Here is a 16009-nt window from a genome sequence, read left to right on the forward strand (position 1 = left end):
CCCCCCCCCCAGGTCCCGGTCCATCGGGCGGTCGAACGCGACGAGGACGCCGTCACCACCTGGCGGAAGGAGACGTGGCTGCGGGAAAACGGTAGCCGCGGCGGAGAGTGCGTGGATCTGTTTCGAGGACGAGGCCGGACAGACCCTACGACCGCCCAAGGCCCGCACCTGGAGCCGACGCGGACGGACACCGGTGATCGCGGTGTCGGGCAAGGGATCCGGTCGAATCTCGATCGCCGGACTGGTCTGTGTGCGCGCCGGACACCGCAGCCGGTTGATCTACCGCACCAAGGTCCACCGCGGCCGCAAGGGCGAACGACGCAGCTTCGCCGAGACCGACTATGCCGCCCTGCTCGGCGCCGCCCACCACCAACTCGGCGGCCCGATCGTGCTGACCTGGGACAACCTGAACACCCACATCAGCGCTGCGATGCGTGCCCTGATCGCCGCACGGGACTGGCTGCACGTGATCCGGTTACCGGCCTACGCGCCGGACCTCAACCCGGTTGAGCACGTGTAGTCACACGTCAAACGCAGCCTGGGCAACCTCGCCGTCCGTGGCGTGGACGACCTGGTCTCGATCGTGAAGAACCTACTCAAACGCATCCAGTACCGACCCGATCTGACCGACGCCTTCTTCGCTCACACCGGCTTGATCCTCGACCCGGCACCACCGTAATCCCGAACTTTCAAGATCTGTAGCGGCAGTGGGCGGGCAACGGGGTAACCACCGCACATGATCTTGGCCGCCTCCCACCACAACTGGCATGCACTCCACGTGCGCCAAGCGCAGGTCAGCACGGGGCACTAGCGGGTAGGTATGACAGCGCGTACACGCAGGTCAGAGCCGAGACAGGCATTGGCTGATCGGGTTCCCAAGCTGTAGAGGCGGGTTCGATTCCCGTCACCCGCTCCACGACGAAGGCCCAGGTCAGTAGACCTGGGCCTTCGTCGTGTGGTGGTTTCGGGTCAGCGGAACTGCCAGGCGGTGGAGTGCAGGGGGTCGGAGCCGCTGTAGGTGACCTGGATCAGGGGCGTGCGGTCGGCGAGGGCTTCGGAGCGCATGATCAGGACCTTGCCGCTGTGGCGGGCGACGAGTTGGGGGAAGCCGGGGACGCCGCTGTCGCCTTCCTTCCACTGCTGGTTGAAGTCGAGGTTGCACGGGTTCTGGACGACGGGGGCGGCTTCGGCCTGGCTGGCGTCCTTGACGGCCATGCACTGGCCGCTGGCGGCGACGCGGAGGCGGAAGTAGCCGCTGTCGGTGGGCAGCTTCTCCCACAGCTGGGCGACGGTGCCGTTGCAGGTGTAGATCTGGACTTTCGTACCGGACGCCTGGCTGGCGCCGTCGACATCCACGCAGGTGCCGGTGTGCCAGGACACGATCGTCCTGAAGTCCTCGAGCACCCTGGGACCGTCCGCGGTGGACTGGTCGGCGCTCGCCGCGGTGGGGGCGACCAGGCACAGGGCGAGGCCCGCGGCCAGTACGAGCAACCTGGAGGTCTTGCGCAGAAGTGCGTTCATCAGCTTCCCCTTCATCCCACGAGCCGGAGCCTGTCGGGCCGCCACTGGCCGTGAACCCCCCGGCCACGATCTCCCGAACAGGACGCCACCGTCCCACCGCGCGTCGACAACCCGTCGACAACCGGTCGACAGCCCTCGGCGGTCCGCTACGGACGTGGGCGGGCGTTGCGGAGGCGGATGCCGCTGTAGCCGAGGGTGCTGGTGGTGATGGCGTCCCAGAGCGGCCAGAGGTTGGCCAGGAGGCGGAGCTGGATGCCCGCCTCCTCGTGCAGCGCCAGCAGGTCGCCCACGGGTTCGGCCGGGCCGAGGGGGTCGACCGGGTGGGTGCAGACGTGGGCGTGGTCGCCGAACGGGGTGAAGGCGGCGGCGGGGAGGCGGTAGGCGTAGAGGCGGGTGGTGCGCAGGCGCTCCAGCCAGTGGTGCTCGATGGCGTGCAGGCGGGTCTCGCCGGGGCCCAGCAGGTCCGAGCCGCCGGAGGTCGGGGTCGTCCAGGCCATGGCTCGCGGGCACTCGCGTGGGAACCAGTAGTCGGGGCAGCGCGGGGCGTCCACGGCCCAGACGTACGGGGTGCGCTGGCGTGCGGTGGCGGCCACGTGCGGGACGAAGCGGGTGATGGCGGGGTCTTCGGAGAAGTGCAGGACCTGCCCCGGTTCGGGCCTCACGGGGTCGTCCTCGACGAAGGCGGCATGCCCCCGACGTTATCGACGAACACGAAGGGGCCGCCCGGAGACGGCCCCTTCCCGTTGGCGCGTCAGGCCTTGACCGACAGGGGTTCGTCGTCGGCGGGCTTGGTGTCGTCGTCGTGGTTGAGGGACTCGAGCAGGACGTCGCGGTCCTTGGACGGTTCCGGCTTGAGGAGGCCGAAGCCGATGTAGAGGACGAGCGACACGATGAGCGGGGTCGCCACCAGGACACCCTTGGTGACGAAAGCGGCCTTCTGCAGCTGCTCGACGTACAGGAACGCCCACACGCCCAGACCGCCGATGACCGAGGCGATCGCGGCCGACGGACCGAACTTCCGGAACCACGGGAGCAGGCCGAGCATCAACGGGATCGCGATCGGCCCCATGGTGGCGGCGACCAGGTCGACGACGACCTTGAGGACGAAGCCCTGGCCGCCCGAGGTGATGGCGATGACCATGCTGAGGCCGATGAACAGGAACGTGGTCGCCCTGGCCAGTTTCAGCTGGGCGTCCGCGGTCAGGTTCGCAACGCCCTTCCACAGCTTGGGCAGCATGTCCCTGGTGATGACGGCGGAGATCACGTTGGCGTCGGAGGACACCATCGCCATGGTGTGCGAGAAGAACCCGGCGAGCACGAGGCCGATCATGCCCGCGGGGAGCATCGCCTTGCCCATCTCGACGTAGGCCTGCTCCGCGTTGCCGTCCATGCCGGGCACGATCAGCGGGGCCGCCCACATCGGGAAGAACAGGACCAGCGGCCACACGAGCCAGAGCGCGGCGGACAGCAGGGCGGAGCGCTTCGCGGCGGCACCGGAGGGCGCGGCCATGTAGCGCTGCGCCAGGTTCCACATGCCGCCGTTGTACTCGAGCGTCTTGATCAGGAACAGCGCCATGAAGAAGGTGAACGTGTACGGGCCGGACAGCGGGTCGCTGTGCGACTCGGGGAGCTTCTCCCAGATCGTCCACGTGAAGCTGATGCCGCCGAGGTGCGCCGCCACAGCGACGAACATCGCGATGCCCGCGGCGCCCTGGATGACGAACTGGCCCATGTCGGTCAGCGCGTCGGCCCACAGCCCGCCCAGCACCGAGTAGACCATCGTCACGGCGCCGATCAGCACGATGCCCCACACGATGGGCACGCCCGCGAAGCCGCGCAGCAGGATCGACACGGCGGCCCACTTGGCGGCGATGTCGACGACCTTGAGCACGGCACCGCACCAGGCCATGAGCTGCTGGGTCGGCACGTTGTACCGCCGGGCCAGGTATTCGAGCGGTGAGGCGACGTCGTGCTTGGCGCGCAACCGGTTCCACCGGCCCGCGAACACGAAGGCGCCGATGCCGACACCGATGCCGATGGTCAGCGACCACCAGATGTAGACGGTGAGGCCCAACCGGTAGGCCTCGGCGGCGAACGCCACGAACATGACGGCGCTGTAGCCGGACATGTGGTGCGAGATGCCCGAGAGCCACCACGGCATCTTGCCGCCCGCGGTGAAGAAGTCGGCGATGTTCTTGACCCGCCCGCGCGACCAAATACCGATGGCCACCATGACGAAGAAGTACCCAGCGACCACGATCCAGTCGAGGGTGCCCATGAGACCTCCTGGTGTGCACAGCCAGTGCGGCCCGTCCGGGTGAGCTGGGCGACACGGGCGGCGGTGCCCAGCTCCTCCGCACGGGAGATGTGACGTAGGTCTTACGAGCCTGTTGCGGTCGGCGGAAGTACCTGACAGAGAACCGAGTCACGTTTGTGACCCTTGTTCACATACGTGGAGGTCGAGGGCGTGCAACTACGCTCGAATGGAGGTGTTGTCACATTCCGTCACCAATGACCCGCAGTCGACGGTTGATCTTCACTACCCCATCGCGCCGCCCACCGGGTACGTGGTCGCGAACACAGCCGAGTGCCACCCCTTGCCGGGGTTACTGACAGGTAATACCCTGTTGTTACCGGTCAGTAGGGGACAGGCCCCGCACCTTTCGGGAGTGAGTGACGAGATGGGCCACTACAAGAGCAACGTCAGGGATCTCGAGTTCAACCTCTTCGAGGTCTTCAACGTGCAGGACCACCTCGGCACTGGTCCGTTCGAACAGGCCGACGAGGACACCGCGCGCGGGGTGCTGGCCGAGCTGAACAAGCTGGCCGTCGGTCCGCTGGCGGACTCGTTCGTCGACTCCGACCGCAACCCGCCGGTCTTCGACCCCAAGACGCACTCGGCGACGCTGCCCGAGTCGTTCAAGAAGTCGTACCAGGCGCTGTGGGACGGCGAGTGGTACCGCCTGTCGCTGTCCAACGAGCTGGGCGGCTACGGCGTGCCCCCGACGGTGCAGTGGGCGGCCTCCGAGCTGATCCTGGGCTCCAACCCGGCCGCGTACATGTACATGGCCGGCCCGAGCTTCTCCTCCGTCGTGTTCAACAACGGCACGGAGGAGCAGCAGCGGTGGGCCAGGATCTGCATCGACCGCGGCTGGGGCGCGACGATGGTGCTGACCGAGCCCGACGCGGGCTCCGACGTCGGCGCCGGTCGCACGAAGGCCATCCTCCAGGAGGACGGCTCCTGGCACCTGGACGGCGTGAAGCGGTTCATCACGTCCGGCGACCAGGACCTGACCGACAACATCATGCACCTGGTGCTGGCGCGGCCCGAGGGGCCCGGCGTCGAGGCGCGGCCCGGCACGAAGGGCCTGTCGCTGTTCCTGGTGCCCAAGTTCCACTTCGACGGCGAGACCGGTGAGCTGGGCGAGCGCAACGGCGCCTTCGTCACCAACGTCGAGCACAAGATGGGCCTCAAGGTCTCCACGACCTGCGAGCTGACGTTCGGCCAGCACGGCACGCCCGCCAAGGGCTGGCTGCTGGGCGAGGTGCACGACGGCATCGCGCAGATGTTCGAGGTCATCGAGCACGCCCGGATGATGGTCGGCACCAAGGCGATCGGCACGCTGTCGACCGGCTACCTGAACGCGCTGGCCTACGCCAAGGAGCGCGTGCAGAGCGCCGACCTGACGCGGATGACGGACAAGACCGCGCCGCGCGTGGCGATCACGAACCACCCGGACGTCCGCCGCAGCCTGATGCTGCAGAAGTCCTACGCCGAGGGCCTGCGCGCGGTGTACCTGTACACGGCGACGTTCCAGGACCGGATCGCCCTCGGCGGCGAGGACAAGGAGCTGGCCGGCGCGGTCAACGACCTGCTGCTGCCGATCGTGAAGGGCGTCGGCTCCGAGCGGGCCTACGAGCAGCTCGCGCAGTCGTTGCAGACCCTCGGCGGGTCGGGCTTCCTGCAGGACTACCCGATCGAGCAGTACATCCGCGACTCGAAGATCGACTCGCTGTACGAGGGCACGACCGCGATCCAGTCGCTGGACTTCTTCTTCCGCAAGATCATCCGGAACAAGGGCCAGGCGCTCGGGTTCATCAACGGCGAGATCCAGACGTTCCTCGACAACGAGGGCGGCAACGGTCGCCTGAAGGAGGAGCGGGCGCTGCTCAAGCAGGGTCTCGAGGACCTGCAGGGCATGCTCGGCGCGCTGGTCGGCTTCCTGACCACCTCGCAGGAGGACGTCCGCAACATCTACAAGGTCGGCCAGAACTCGGTCCGCCTGCTGCTGACCGCGGGTGACGTGCTGGTCGGCTGGCTGCTGCTGCGCCAGGCCGAGGTGGCGCTGGCGAAGCTGGCGGGTCCGGTGTCCGCCAAGGACAAGTCGTTCTACGAGGGCAAGGTCGCGGTGGCGTCGTTCTTCGCCCGCAACGTCCTGCCGGAGCTCACCGCGCGCCGCAAGGTCGCCGAGTCGACCGACAACTCGCTGATGGACGTGGACGAGAGCTCGTTCTAGGACAAGCGGGAACGGCGGCGCCCCGACCGGGATCGGTCGGGGCGCCGCCGTTGTCGTACGACCGGGTCACTTGTGCGAACGGGCCGCCGCGAAGCAGTAGATGCCGAAGCCGAAGAACCCCAGCGCGATCACCGCGAGCAGGAACACGCCGTAGGGCTCGGCCGCCAGCGTGTGCAGCGCCTTGTCCAGGCCGCCGGACTTCTCCGGGTCCGCGTTGACCGCGGCGATCCCGACCAGCAGGCCGATGATCGCGTAGGCGAGGCCCTTGCCGATCCAGCCGATGCGGCCGGTCCGCTCGACGAACTTGCGGGTGCCGTTGGGCAGCTCGCCCATGTTGAGGTCTTCCTCGAAGCTCTTCTTCACGCCCTTGCGGATCACGACGAACGCGATCACCAGGACGCCGAGCGCGACCGCGCCGACCAGGAACTGGCCGCCGGGCCAGCCGAGCACGACCGCGGTCAGCTCCTTCTGCTGGGCGCCGGAGTCGCCCCCGCCGGAGCCCGCCGCGTACTTGATGGCCGCCAGGGCCAGCAGCACGCCGGTGACCGCGCGGCTGGCCGCGCCGACGCGCTTGCCGAGCCGCTTGCGCTCCTTGCCGATCCACGTGTAGCCGATGGCGGCTTCCAGCAGCTGCCAGAGCGCGAAGGCGAACAGCCCGATGGCCGTCACCCACAGCAGGAACGGACCGTAGGACGTCTCGGCGATCTGCCCGAGCGCGCCCTTCTGGTCGGCCTGCTCGCCGCTGTCGCCCATCACGACCTGGGCCGTGATGAAGGCCAGCAGCACGTACAGGATCCCGTAGAAGACCATCCCCACCCGGCCCGCGATCTGCACGACCGGGTTCTCGTTGACCTCACGTGCAGCGCTCTGCGCTCTACCCACGGCGAACTCCCATCACTCGGACGAGTGATACCCACCCAACACGCCCTTCACACGCGAAAACCCGCCCGACAAGGCGTCGGACGGGCTTCGCGGACGAAGGGGATCAACCGGTCGGCGGTTTCGGCCCGCAGACGATCTTGGGCGACGGGTCGTACTTGACCGTGCGGTTCTCCCGCCTGATCTCCGCGCCGTTCAGATCCTTGATGATCTTGGTGTCGGTGACCGTGAAGCCCTGCGCGCCGTTGCCCGCGGCGCACGGCTGGGTCTCCTTGTACACCGTCTGCGGCTCGGTGAAGTTCGACTTCTCGCTGGTCGCGCCCTCGATCTGGTACCGCTTGGTGCCCCAGAGGACGACCTTCAGCGACGACGGCGTCCAGATCGTCTGGATCGCCACGCCCGTCTCGGAGTCGTTGGTGAACCGCAGGTCGATGACGCTGGAGCCGTCCGGGTTCTCGAACACGGTCGCCTCGCGGCCCGCCGGGTACCGGGTGATCCAGTAGCTGTGCTCCTGGTGGCCCGCGTCCTTCATGCCCGCGTAGTACGACGCGTTGTACAGCGTCGTGGCGAACTGCGAGATGCCACCGCCGACCGCGCGGCCGGGGGCGCCGTTCTCGATGATGCCCGCCTCGACGTAGCCCTGGGCGGCCGCGCGCTGGCCGGTGTAGCCGTTGAGGCTGAACGTGTCGCCGGGCTTGACGATGGCGCCGTCCACCTTGGCCGCGACGACCTTGATGTTCGTGCCGGAGTCCGCCGCGAAGCCACCGGTCTCGAAGGAGCCGATGACCTCCTTGATGCCCAGCTTGTTCGCCGCCTCGGTGGTCACCTTGGCGGGCGTGTGCTTGTACTCGGCCTTGATCTCGCGCGGGCCGGTGCCCTTGAGGACGTCGAGGCCCTTCTCCAGGCTCTTGTCCCAGTCGACGCCGACGCCGTCCACGGACTCCTTGACGACCGGGGCGCCGCTGTCGAAGACGATCTCGGCGTCCTTGCCCTCCTTCTCGGTGTCCTTGAGCTGGGGACCGGCCGCCTCGGCGAACTTGCCGTTGTCGATCCTCGCGTTGAGCGCTCCGCCGTCGGCGGGCTCGAAGACCAGGACACCGGCGATCTGCTCGGGCGCGAGGGTGGCGTCCTTGCCGTCGCCCTTGACGACGACCGGCCCGGAGACGGCGGGCTTCGCGACCTCGTTGAGCGCCTTCTCGACGCCCTCCTTGGTGGTCTTCACCGGCGTCGTGGCCACGGGGAGCGTGAGCTCGCCCTTGGCCCAGTCCGCCAGCACGACGCTGGTCGCCTTGTCGAGCTCGAGCTTCTGGCCCTGCTTCGGGTTGACCGCGCTGGGCGTCGCGCCGTCGAACTTGATCGTGCCCTCGGCCGGGTCGTGGTCGATGGTGGTGCGCATGCCCTCCAGCACGGCGGTGAGCTTCGCCTGGTCGTTCTGGGTGGCGAAGCCGACCTCGCGGGAGGTGAAGAACGACGTGAGGCGCGTGAACGGCGACAGCGGCTGGTCGCCCGCGCGGTTGATCGTGGCCGCCCAGTCGAGGGTCAGGCCCGCGGCCTTCGGGTCGATCGTCGTGTCGACGTCGCCCGCCTGCACCGCGATCGGCAGGGTCAGCCGCGGCTCGATCTGCTGGCGCAGCTTGGCTTCCGCCTCGCCGTGGCTCATCCCGCCGACGTCGACGCCCGCGACCGTGACGCCGCGCGGCACGTTGCCGCTGGAGACCAGGATGTCCAGGCCGTAGAGCGCGACCAGCACACCGGCGGCCGCGCCGGCGATGATGCCGATCTTGCGCAGCCGCTTCTTGCGGGCGTCCGGGTCGGCCTCGACGTCGCCGTTCTCGTTCTGCTCCACCATGAACGGGCCGTGCGCCGCGGTCGGATCGTCGGACGGGGGCGGTTCCGGGGAGCCGAAGAACGCGGTCGCCTGCGCCGAGGGCGTCGGCGCGGGCGGGACGAACGGCGGCGGGGGCGGCGGGATCGTGCGCACCGTCGGCGCGGCGGCGAACTCGGCCTCGCCGTCGGGCTCGTGCTCGGGCCAGCCGCCGTTCTGCGGTGCCTGGAGCGAGGCAACGGAGAACTTCGTCGTCTGCTCCGACGCGTTCTCCCGCGGGCGGACGGGCTCCATCGCCACGGTCCGCTCGGCCTCGTACTCGGGTCGCTGCTTGTCCGGCACCGCGCCCCCTCCTGGCTCGTCAAAGGTGGTCTTGCGAGTAGTTACCGGAACGCCATCACGCGGTGATCACGTTCGGGGGTGTCACAGGTAAAGACCGGTCCCCTGATCGGTTTGCTCGGTCGCGGTCGCGTGCACGTCCCGCTCCCGCATGACCAGGTAGGTCTGCCCGTTGATCTCGACTTCCAGCTGGTCGTCCGGGTTGAACAGCACCCGGTCCCCGACCTTCACGTGGCGCACGTGGGTACCGATGCCGTGGACGTCGCCCCAGGCGAGGCGCTTCGCCATCTGCGCCGTGGACGGGATCACGATGCCACCGCTGCTGCGGCGCTCCCCGTCCTCGGGCGAGATCCGCACCAAGACGCGGTCGTGCAGCATCTGGATCTCGAGCTTGACATCAGCCACTCGGAGAGTCTACGTGCCAGAAGTCGTGGTCCGGACCAGGTGTACACCCCTAGATGTCGTCCATACCGCCCATCAGCAGCGGCAGCCTGTTGGAACCGCCCTTTGTCACACGAACGGGTACACCCCAGTCCTGACGGGTGAGGCGGCAGACCGGATGGTCGACCGCGGGGTCGTCCGTGCAGCTAGCGGCCTGTGCGACGACGTGCAGCACGCCCTCGGTGAACCCTTCGGCGATCCGCAGCCGCCGGGTGAGGTCGGTGCCGACGCCGTCACCTCCCAGCAACAGCTCTGGTGGCGAACTCGTGACCTCCAGGCGTGTCGAGGGGCCGTAGCGGTCGTCGAGCTTGGTCCCCTTCGGCGGCGTGAAGACGACCGCCAGCTCCAGCTCGCCGACGCCGATCTCCGACGGCGGCCTGCGCACCTGGTGCGCCTCGCCTGCGACCAGCTCGGCGGCCACGCCGGGCGCCACCGGGCGGTCCAGCCGGTGCGCGGCCGACGCCACGACCACCAGCTCGCCGTCGACCAGGACCGCGTCCGACGGCTCGGCGATACCGCAGGCCAACGTGGACACCTGACCGGTCGCGGGGTCGTAGCGGCGCAGGGCCCCGTTGTAGGTGTCGGAGATCGCGACGCTGCCGTCCGGCAGCGCGGTCACGCCGAGCGGGTGCTGCAACAGCGCCTGGTCCGCGTCGCCGTCGCGGTGGCCGAAGTCGAACAGCCCCTTGCCGATCGCGGTGTGGACCGTCCGGTCCGCGTCCAGCCAGCGCAGCGCCGAGGTCTCCGAGTCGACCAGCCACAGCCGGTCCCCGTCCGCCGCGAGACCCGAGGGCTGCGCGAAGAACGCCTCCAGCGCGGGCCCGTCGCTCAGCCCCTCCACGGTGGTGCCCGCCAGGCGGCTCAGCCGCTTCGCGACGGGGTCGAACAGGCCCAGGGTGTGGTTGCCCGCCAACGCGATGGCCACGCCCCGCGCGGGCTCCCACCACGCCACGTCCCACGGGCTGGTCAGGTCGATCCCGTCCGCGGGCCCGTCGGTCGCCCCGTTACGCCACTGCTCTCCCGTGCCCGCGACCGTGGTCACCTCACCGGTGTCCAGGTCCAGGCCGCGCAGCAGGTGGTTCACCGTGTCCGCGACGACCGCGTGGTAGCCGACCTGCGCCGCGATCTCGTCCGGCAGCAGCGCGATGCCCGCGGGCTCGGAGAACGTCGGCCGGAGCCCGTCCGCGCGCCCCCGTTCACCGGTGCCGATCCGCCGCACGACCGTCTCGCCGTCGGTATCCAGCTCCACCAGGCCGTGGTGCGCCGAGTCCGCCACCAGCAGCGTGCCCCGCCCCGTCAGCACCGCCTTCGCCGGGAACCGCAGCTCGGTCCCAGCGGCCGGCGGCGGCACGTACAGCCCGTCCCCGCGGTGCAGCGTCCCCTTGGCCTCGTGCTCCGCGACCAGCTCGGTGACCACCTGCCGCAACGCGTCGACGTGCCCCTCACCGGCCGCGACGTGCACCACGTACCCCTCCGGGTCCACCAGCACCAGCGTCGGCCACGCCTTCACCGCGTACGCCTGCCAGGTCACCAGCTCCGGGTCGTCCAGCACCGGGTGGTGCACCTCGTACCGCTCCACCGCCGCCGCCAGCGCGTCCGGATCCGCCTCGTGCGCGAACTTCGGCGAATGCACCCCGATCGTCACCAGCACGTCCGCGAACTCCGCTTCCAGCGGCCGCAGCTCGTCGAGGACGTGGAGGCAGTTGATGCAGCAGAACGTCCAGAAGTCCAGCAGCACGACCTTCCCGCGCAGCTCGGCCAACCGGACGTCCCGACCCCCGGTGTTGAGCCAGCCCCGGCCGACGAACTCGGGGGCGCGGACACGGGCACGGCGGCGTTGGGCGGTGGTCACTCCGGGATCCAACAACAAGCGGGCGGGCGGGTGTTCCGGTGTCCAGGATGTGGACGGTCAGTACGTCTGCAGCTCGACCAGGTTGCCCTCGGGGTCGCGCAGGTGGGCGGTGCGCAGACCGGGACTCCAGTACGGGCGGTCCTGGGGTTCGGCGACGAGGGTGGCGCCGTGGCGGGTGAAGCAGGCGGTGGCGCGGTCGAGGTCGTCGACGTGCATGACGAGCATCGAGGTGTCCTGGGTGGTGGTGTCGGGGAGGTCGGCGGTGCCGACGGCGGCGGCCATGGTGGCGCGACCGAACAGGACCAGCCCCGTCCCGCCGTCGATGTCCCAGTTGGCGTAGGAGCCCTCGGGGATCACCTTCACCGGTTCCACGCCGACCAGGTCGCGCAGGACGGCGGTGTAGAAGGTGACGGAGGTGGCGAAGTCGCGGACCAGCAGTCGCGGGTAGAGCGCATCCATGCCCAGATCATGCGCTAGCCGCGGACAGTCCGCGGCCCGACCACCTCAGCACCCAGCTCCGTGACCCGCCGACGCAGCTCCCGATCCGCCGTGACGACCACGCAGCGCCTGCCGGCGCCTTCCTCCCGGACGACCTGGACGATCGTGTCGTCCCCCTCGCCGGGTGAGCGGACCACGCGCACGCCGTCGACCGACTCGACGCGATTCGCCTTGCCCTCCACGACGAGCACGACCTCCACCGGACCGTCGGCATCGATACCGGTCGCGGCGACGGCGACCAGTGAGTCGCGCAGGCGCTCCGCGGCACCCGCACGGTCTCGCCACCAGCCGTCGGGCACGGAGCCGACCACGTTGGCGGAGTCGACGACCAGGAGGGGCAGCGCGTCCATGCCCGCCAGTTTGTCAGCTTTGGTTGACAACCGCAGAGCCCGCCCCGGCTTCACCGGGCCCCGAGATGGGGTTCGTGGCAGCGTTGCTCATGCCGTTCGACAACGTCGAGCGTGCGGGATCTCCGCCCGACCGCATGTTCACCCGATTGGGTCTCAGCGTGGCGTTTCCCCAGGTAGCGGGAGGTACGAGGAGCGTGGATACTTGGTTCCGGTGGTTCGCGGGGTTCCGCGAGCAGCGATGAGAGCGATCCGTGGAAGCGCTCTCAACGTTGTGGAAAATAGGAGGTCCCCACACACCACCAACACCCGACCAACGTCCTGCCCCACCCATCCACCAGGGTCCCGGACCGCAGCCACCTACCGGAGAACTGCCTGCCGGTGAACTGCTCGCCAGCCCGCACCGCTTGCCAGCCCGCACCGCCACCAGCCGTCTCCCGCCCCGCGCCTCAGCCAGCCGGTGCCACGGCCAGCCCGTGCCACGCCACGGACAGCCGGTACTTCGGGAAGCTGGTGCTTCGACCAGCCGTCCCACGTCGCGGCTGGCCCGTGCCATGGCCAGCAGGTGCGACGGCAAGCTGGTGTCTCGGCCAGCCGGTGCCCCGGCAAGCTGGTACCTCGGCAAGCTGGTACCCCAGGCCAGCCCGTGCCACGGCTAGCTGGCCCGCATCGCAGCCAGCTAGCCCCTGACCCGCATCCCGGTCAGCCCGCGTCACGACCGGCCATCCACGTCGTGGCCGGCGAACATCGAGCGAATCCGTCTCCCAGCCCACGGACAGCCACCAGATCTGGTGGTTGGTCTGCCGGCCACAGCCGGGCCAAGTCCATGCGCACCCAGCACCGCGTCCATGCGCATCCAGCACCGCACCCAGCACCGGCCGGGTGCGGACCTGCGGGAGTTGTGGGCGCGCCGGCTACCGCCTGCCGCGGCGTAGCTCGGCGAGGTCGTCCGGGCCGGGACCGTTGAACGTGGACGTCTGGACGGACGCGGGTACGTCGGCCCAGCGCAGAACCGCCGCCTTCGCCTGTGCACGTTGGGTTTCCGGCAGCTGGGCGATGTCCGAGCCGTGGTTGCCGCCCGGCACCGTGAAGCTGAGCGAGTCGCGGGTGCCGGGGCCGAGGCGGAAGGGTTCGGCGCCCCACGGGTCGTTGCCGCCGTAGACGAACAGCAGGCTGCGGCCCGCGAAGCGGACCCAGGTGTCGACGTCGCGCATCGCGCCGGGCTGGAAGTGCATCGGGATGTCGGCGGGTACGAACGACCGGGGCACGCTGGAACCGGGGTAGCGCAACAGGTCCGCCACCGCGCGCTCGTCGGCCTCGGGTGAGCCGAGCTGGGTGCCGGCCTGGTAGTAGTACGGCGTGAACGGTGCGACGCCGGTGTCGGTGTAGAAGTCGAAGCCGACCGTGTCGTCCATGAACCGCACCAGCTCCTCGACGGTCGCGTCGGGGCCGGGGACGGCCGCGCACTTGGCCTGGGTCTGGTACTGCCAGAAGGTGAACGGCGTGTCGAGGACCAGGATCTCCAACGCCTTCTGCGGCGTTCCGAAGAGCTCGTCGTACCGGTAGCCCCTGGCCAGCATGATCGCCACGACCTCGTCGCGGTGCTGGAGGACCTGCCGCTGCACGCCTTCCAGGCGCCGGTTGCACGAGTCGTCGTCCCCGGCGCGCGCGATGAAGTCGGCGTAGACGTCCCGGCGGTCGACCACGTCGTTCGGTGCCACGTAAGCGATCGTGCCGTCGACGTCGTGCGGGAAGAACCGCCGGTGGTAGACCGACGCCATGCCGCCCTTGCTCGCGCCGGTCGACAGCCAGGACGCGCGGTAGATCGCCTTGAACGCCCGCACGATCCGGTGGTGGTCCGACGCGGCCTGCTCGATGTCGAGGTCCCGCCAGTTCGCGGGTTCGGGCCGTGAGGGCGGGAAGAAGCGCTGTTCGACGCTGAGCTGGTTGCCGTCCACGAGCCTCGCGGGCTCGGACAGCCCCGGCCCGCCCGGTAGGTCGTAGCCGGTGGTGTGCAGCACCATCGGACGGCGTTCGTCCTTGTGCAGCAACGAGATCCGCTGTTCGAAGTCGCCGCGCCACGGGCGTTGGTGGTCGACCGGCTGGCGGAACCCGAGCACGAAGTAGCGGTACTCGCCGACCGCGGCCTTGCTGATGATCCGCAGCCCCTGGATCGCCGTCAGCCGGGTCTCCAGGTCGGGTGCCGCGGCCGCGACACCCACTGCCGTCGAGGAAAGAGCGAGGACCAGGACCACGAACAACCGCGTCAGCCGGTGCACGGGGTCGAACGTATCGACCGGTCGGAGGGGTGGGCACCGGCCGATCGGAGGGAGCCGAAAATTGTCGGTGGTCGCTGGGAGGATGGTGCGACACCGAAGAAGGGGGATCGATGAGCTCGGGGTTCGGACGGGGTGGGGGTTCCGAGGAGCCGTGGACCGGCAGCGCCACGCGTGGTTCGGGCAGGTGCCGGGGGATGCCGAGGTGACGTGCCCGGTCCTGGGGTTCGGGCACGGATTCGAGTACGGCACACGGGTTCTGACGGGGGTGGCCTCGCGCTCGGTGGGGATGGCTGAGCGCGAGGCCCGGACCCGGCTGCGGTGGTCGGGCAACGGGGTGGTTGCCCGGTTCGCCGAAGCGGGGTGACGGCTTGGCCTGAAACGGAGGCCAGGCCGGGGCGGCACAACACCAAGGGGGTCGGACGGCACAGGGGGGGTGGACCGTGGTCCAGCCGGACGACCGGGAAGATGTCGATCCGCCGAGGTGGGTCGCCGGACCAGGTGCGTGACCGGCTCCAAGGGGGAGGGGGTCGTGCCGTTTCCGACGCTGGGCTTCAAGTCAGCGGAAGAACGTGCGGCGCCGGAGCCGGGGTTCGGGCAAGCTGGTGGGACGGGGAAAGGCCATCGGTGTTCGCACCGGCGGTCGGTGCGGGGCCTGTCGTTCTGGATGCGGCTTGCCCGGCGGTCGGCGGGGTGCGGCGAACACGCCGTCGACCGTGGTGGAGTCGCGTTCCCCGCGCAGCGGATGCGGGAACGCGGCGGCGTGGGCTGACCGGGGTTGAGGGGCTCGCGGTCAGCGATGAGGTGCGGAGTGCGTGGACGCGCCCGGATGGTCGGCGGTTGCGGCGAATCAGCCGCCGGCCATCCGGGCTGCGAGGCGACGTAGTCCCTGGTGGGAACCTTGCCCGCAGTCCTCGACCGGCCTGGGGCCGGGAGCTGCGCCGTGCCCGGGCGGGCCGGTTTTGGGCAAAAGGAAACCCCGCGGTGCTGCCAGGTCGGGGGTCCGACAGCATCGCGGGGTCATCTGGAACATCGACTCGCGCTCGGGAACCGTTACACACCCCTGCAGTTGTGACTCGGATCACGATCACGCGGGACGTTCCACGTGGATGAACGTCGTCCCTGGCATGCGGGAGGCCTGCCAGGGACGACGTCCCATCTCCTCTGCGCTCGCGCTCTACGACGGGGGCTCACCCGGTGTCGATCGGGTGACGTCGCGGCGGCGGGTGTCAGCGGAGGGTGTTGACCTGGTTCTGGGCGATCGCCATCAGCTCGTGGCGCATGGCCTGCGACGGCGCGGTGTCGATGGCGCGCGCGATGGCCTTGCGGTTGCGAGCTTCGACACGACGGGCGCGGAGCTTCGCGGTGATGTTCATCGGTATTACATCCCTCTCAGAGGTTCTCTCGGTTGCGTAGCTCAAGTATGCACCCTGCCGCCCGGTTGTGCACGTGATTATCCGGTGAGTTGGGGCACACGCCAGCGAATCATCGGCTGTAACCAGTTTAATCCCGAT

At 69.5% G+C, this 16009-nt stretch carries 14 protein-coding genes; 3 read left to right on the forward strand and 11 right to left on the reverse strand.

Annotated elements, in window-relative coordinates; translation table 11 throughout:
- The first annotated feature begins 115 nt into the window (after positions 1-115).
- Positions 116-520, forward strand: coding sequence for a transposase (locus tag CLV43_RS00005; protein ID WP_245886153.1), 405 nt, complete (start codon positions 116-118; stop codon positions 518-520).
- A gap of 449 nt (positions 521-969) precedes the next feature.
- Here the strand turns inward: CLV43_RS00005 and CLV43_RS00010 are convergent, their stop codons facing one another.
- The 3 genes from CLV43_RS00010 to CLV43_RS00020 form a co-directional block, all read right to left on the reverse strand.
- Positions 970-1521 (reverse strand): RICIN domain-containing protein, encoded by a 552-nt coding sequence (locus CLV43_RS00010; protein ID WP_170155646.1) that lies wholly within the window; start codon positions 1519-1521, stop codon positions 970-972.
- A 146-nt stretch (positions 1522-1667) separates the two neighbouring features.
- The gene (locus CLV43_RS00015; protein ID WP_106184882.1) at positions 1668-2183 is read right to left on the reverse strand and encodes a DUF6886 family protein; all 516 of its coding nucleotides are present in this window, start codon (positions 2181-2183) and stop codon (positions 1668-1670) included.
- Between the two features lie 89 nt (positions 2184-2272).
- Positions 2273-3799: a sodium:solute symporter family protein gene (locus CLV43_RS00020; RefSeq protein ID WP_106184883.1), complete on the reverse strand. Its 1527-nt coding sequence runs from the start codon at positions 3797-3799 to the stop codon at positions 2273-2275.
- A 403-nt stretch (positions 3800-4202) separates the two neighbouring features.
- Here CLV43_RS00020 and CLV43_RS00025 point away from each other — a divergent pair, with 403 nt between their 5' ends.
- A complete protein-coding gene (locus CLV43_RS00025; RefSeq protein WP_106184884.1) occupies positions 4203-6038 on the forward strand; it encodes an acyl-CoA dehydrogenase in 1836 nt (611 codons plus the stop codon).
- A 66-nt stretch (positions 6039-6104) separates the two neighbouring features.
- On the opposite strand, the gene CLV43_RS00030 is transcribed toward CLV43_RS00025, so the two are convergent.
- The 7 genes from CLV43_RS00030 to CLV43_RS47530 all read right to left on the reverse strand — a co-directional run bounded on the left by CLV43_RS00030 (position 6105) and on the right by CLV43_RS47530 (position 14498).
- The gene (locus tag CLV43_RS00030; protein WP_245886031.1) at positions 6105-6920 is read right to left on the reverse strand and encodes a DUF1206 domain-containing protein; all 816 of its coding nucleotides are present in this window, start codon (positions 6918-6920) and stop codon (positions 6105-6107) included.
- A 103-nt stretch (positions 6921-7023) separates the two neighbouring features.
- Entirely contained in the window at positions 7024-8766 is a 1743-nt protein-coding gene (locus tag CLV43_RS00035) for a VanW family protein (protein ID WP_245886154.1), read from the reverse strand.
- A gap of 399 nt (positions 8767-9165) precedes the next feature.
- Positions 9166-9486 (reverse strand): GroES family chaperonin, encoded by a 321-nt coding sequence (locus tag CLV43_RS00040; protein WP_170155647.1) that lies wholly within the window; start codon positions 9484-9486, stop codon positions 9166-9168.
- A 49-nt stretch (positions 9487-9535) separates the two neighbouring features.
- Positions 9536-11374, reverse strand: coding sequence for an NHL domain-containing thioredoxin family protein (locus CLV43_RS00045; RefSeq protein ID WP_245886032.1), 1839 nt, complete (start codon positions 11372-11374; stop codon positions 9536-9538).
- 57 nt (positions 11375-11431) lie between these two features.
- Positions 11432-11833, reverse strand: a complete 402-nt coding sequence (locus CLV43_RS00050) for a VOC family protein (RefSeq protein WP_106184886.1) — start codon at positions 11831-11833, stop codon at positions 11432-11434.
- A gap of 14 nt (positions 11834-11847) precedes the next feature.
- Complete coding sequence (locus CLV43_RS00055; protein ID WP_106184887.1) at positions 11848-12222, reverse strand: NYN domain-containing protein; 375 nt, start codon at positions 12220-12222, stop codon at positions 11848-11850.
- A gap of 911 nt (positions 12223-13133) precedes the next feature.
- A complete protein-coding gene (locus tag CLV43_RS47530; RefSeq protein ID WP_170155648.1) occupies positions 13134-14498 on the reverse strand; it encodes a S28 family serine protease in 1365 nt (454 codons plus the stop codon).
- Between the two features lie 151 nt (positions 14499-14649).
- Here CLV43_RS47530 and CLV43_RS47535 point away from each other — a divergent pair, with 151 nt between their 5' ends.
- Entirely contained in the window at positions 14650-14862 is a 213-nt protein-coding gene (locus tag CLV43_RS47535; protein WP_170155649.1) for a hypothetical protein, read from the forward strand.
- Between the two features lie 862 nt (positions 14863-15724).
- Here CLV43_RS47535 and CLV43_RS47540 read toward each other — a convergent pair.
- Positions 15725-15871 carry a hypothetical protein gene (locus tag CLV43_RS47540; protein ID WP_170155650.1) on the reverse strand — a complete coding sequence of 49 codons (147 nt, stop codon included), beginning with the start codon at positions 15869-15871 and terminating at the stop codon, positions 15725-15727.
- Positions 15872-16009: the final 138 nt, after the last annotated feature.

Source organism: Umezawaea tangerina, from assembly GCF_003002815.1.
GTDB lineage: Bacteria > Actinomycetota > Actinomycetes > Mycobacteriales > Pseudonocardiaceae > Umezawaea > Umezawaea tangerina.

Coding starts and splice junctions, on each gene's coding strand:
- CLV43_RS00050 (WP_106184886.1), bottom strand. CDS start 11,833: ATGGATGCGCTCTACCCGCGACTGCTGGTCCGCGACTTCGCCACCTCC.
- CLV43_RS00055 (WP_106184887.1), bottom strand. CDS start 12,222: ATGGACGCGCTGCCCCTCCTGGTCGTCGACTCCGCCAACGTGGTCGGC.
- CLV43_RS00025 (WP_106184884.1), top strand. CDS start 4,203: ATGGGCCACTACAAGAGCAACGTCAGGGATCTCGAGTTCAACCTCTTC.
- CLV43_RS00020 (WP_106184883.1), bottom strand. CDS start 3,799: ATGGGCACCCTCGACTGGATCGTGGTCGCTGGGTACTTCTTCGTCATG.
- CLV43_RS00010 (WP_170155646.1), bottom strand. CDS start 1,521: ATGAACGCACTTCTGCGCAAGACCTCCAGGTTGCTCGTACTGGCCGCG.
- CLV43_RS47540 (WP_170155650.1), bottom strand. CDS start 15,871: ATGAACATCACCGCGAAGCTCCGCGCCCGTCGTGTCGAAGCTCGCAAC.
- CLV43_RS00035 (WP_245886154.1), bottom strand. CDS start 8,766: ATGGTGGAGCAGAACGAGAACGGCGACGTCGAGGCCGACCCGGACGCC.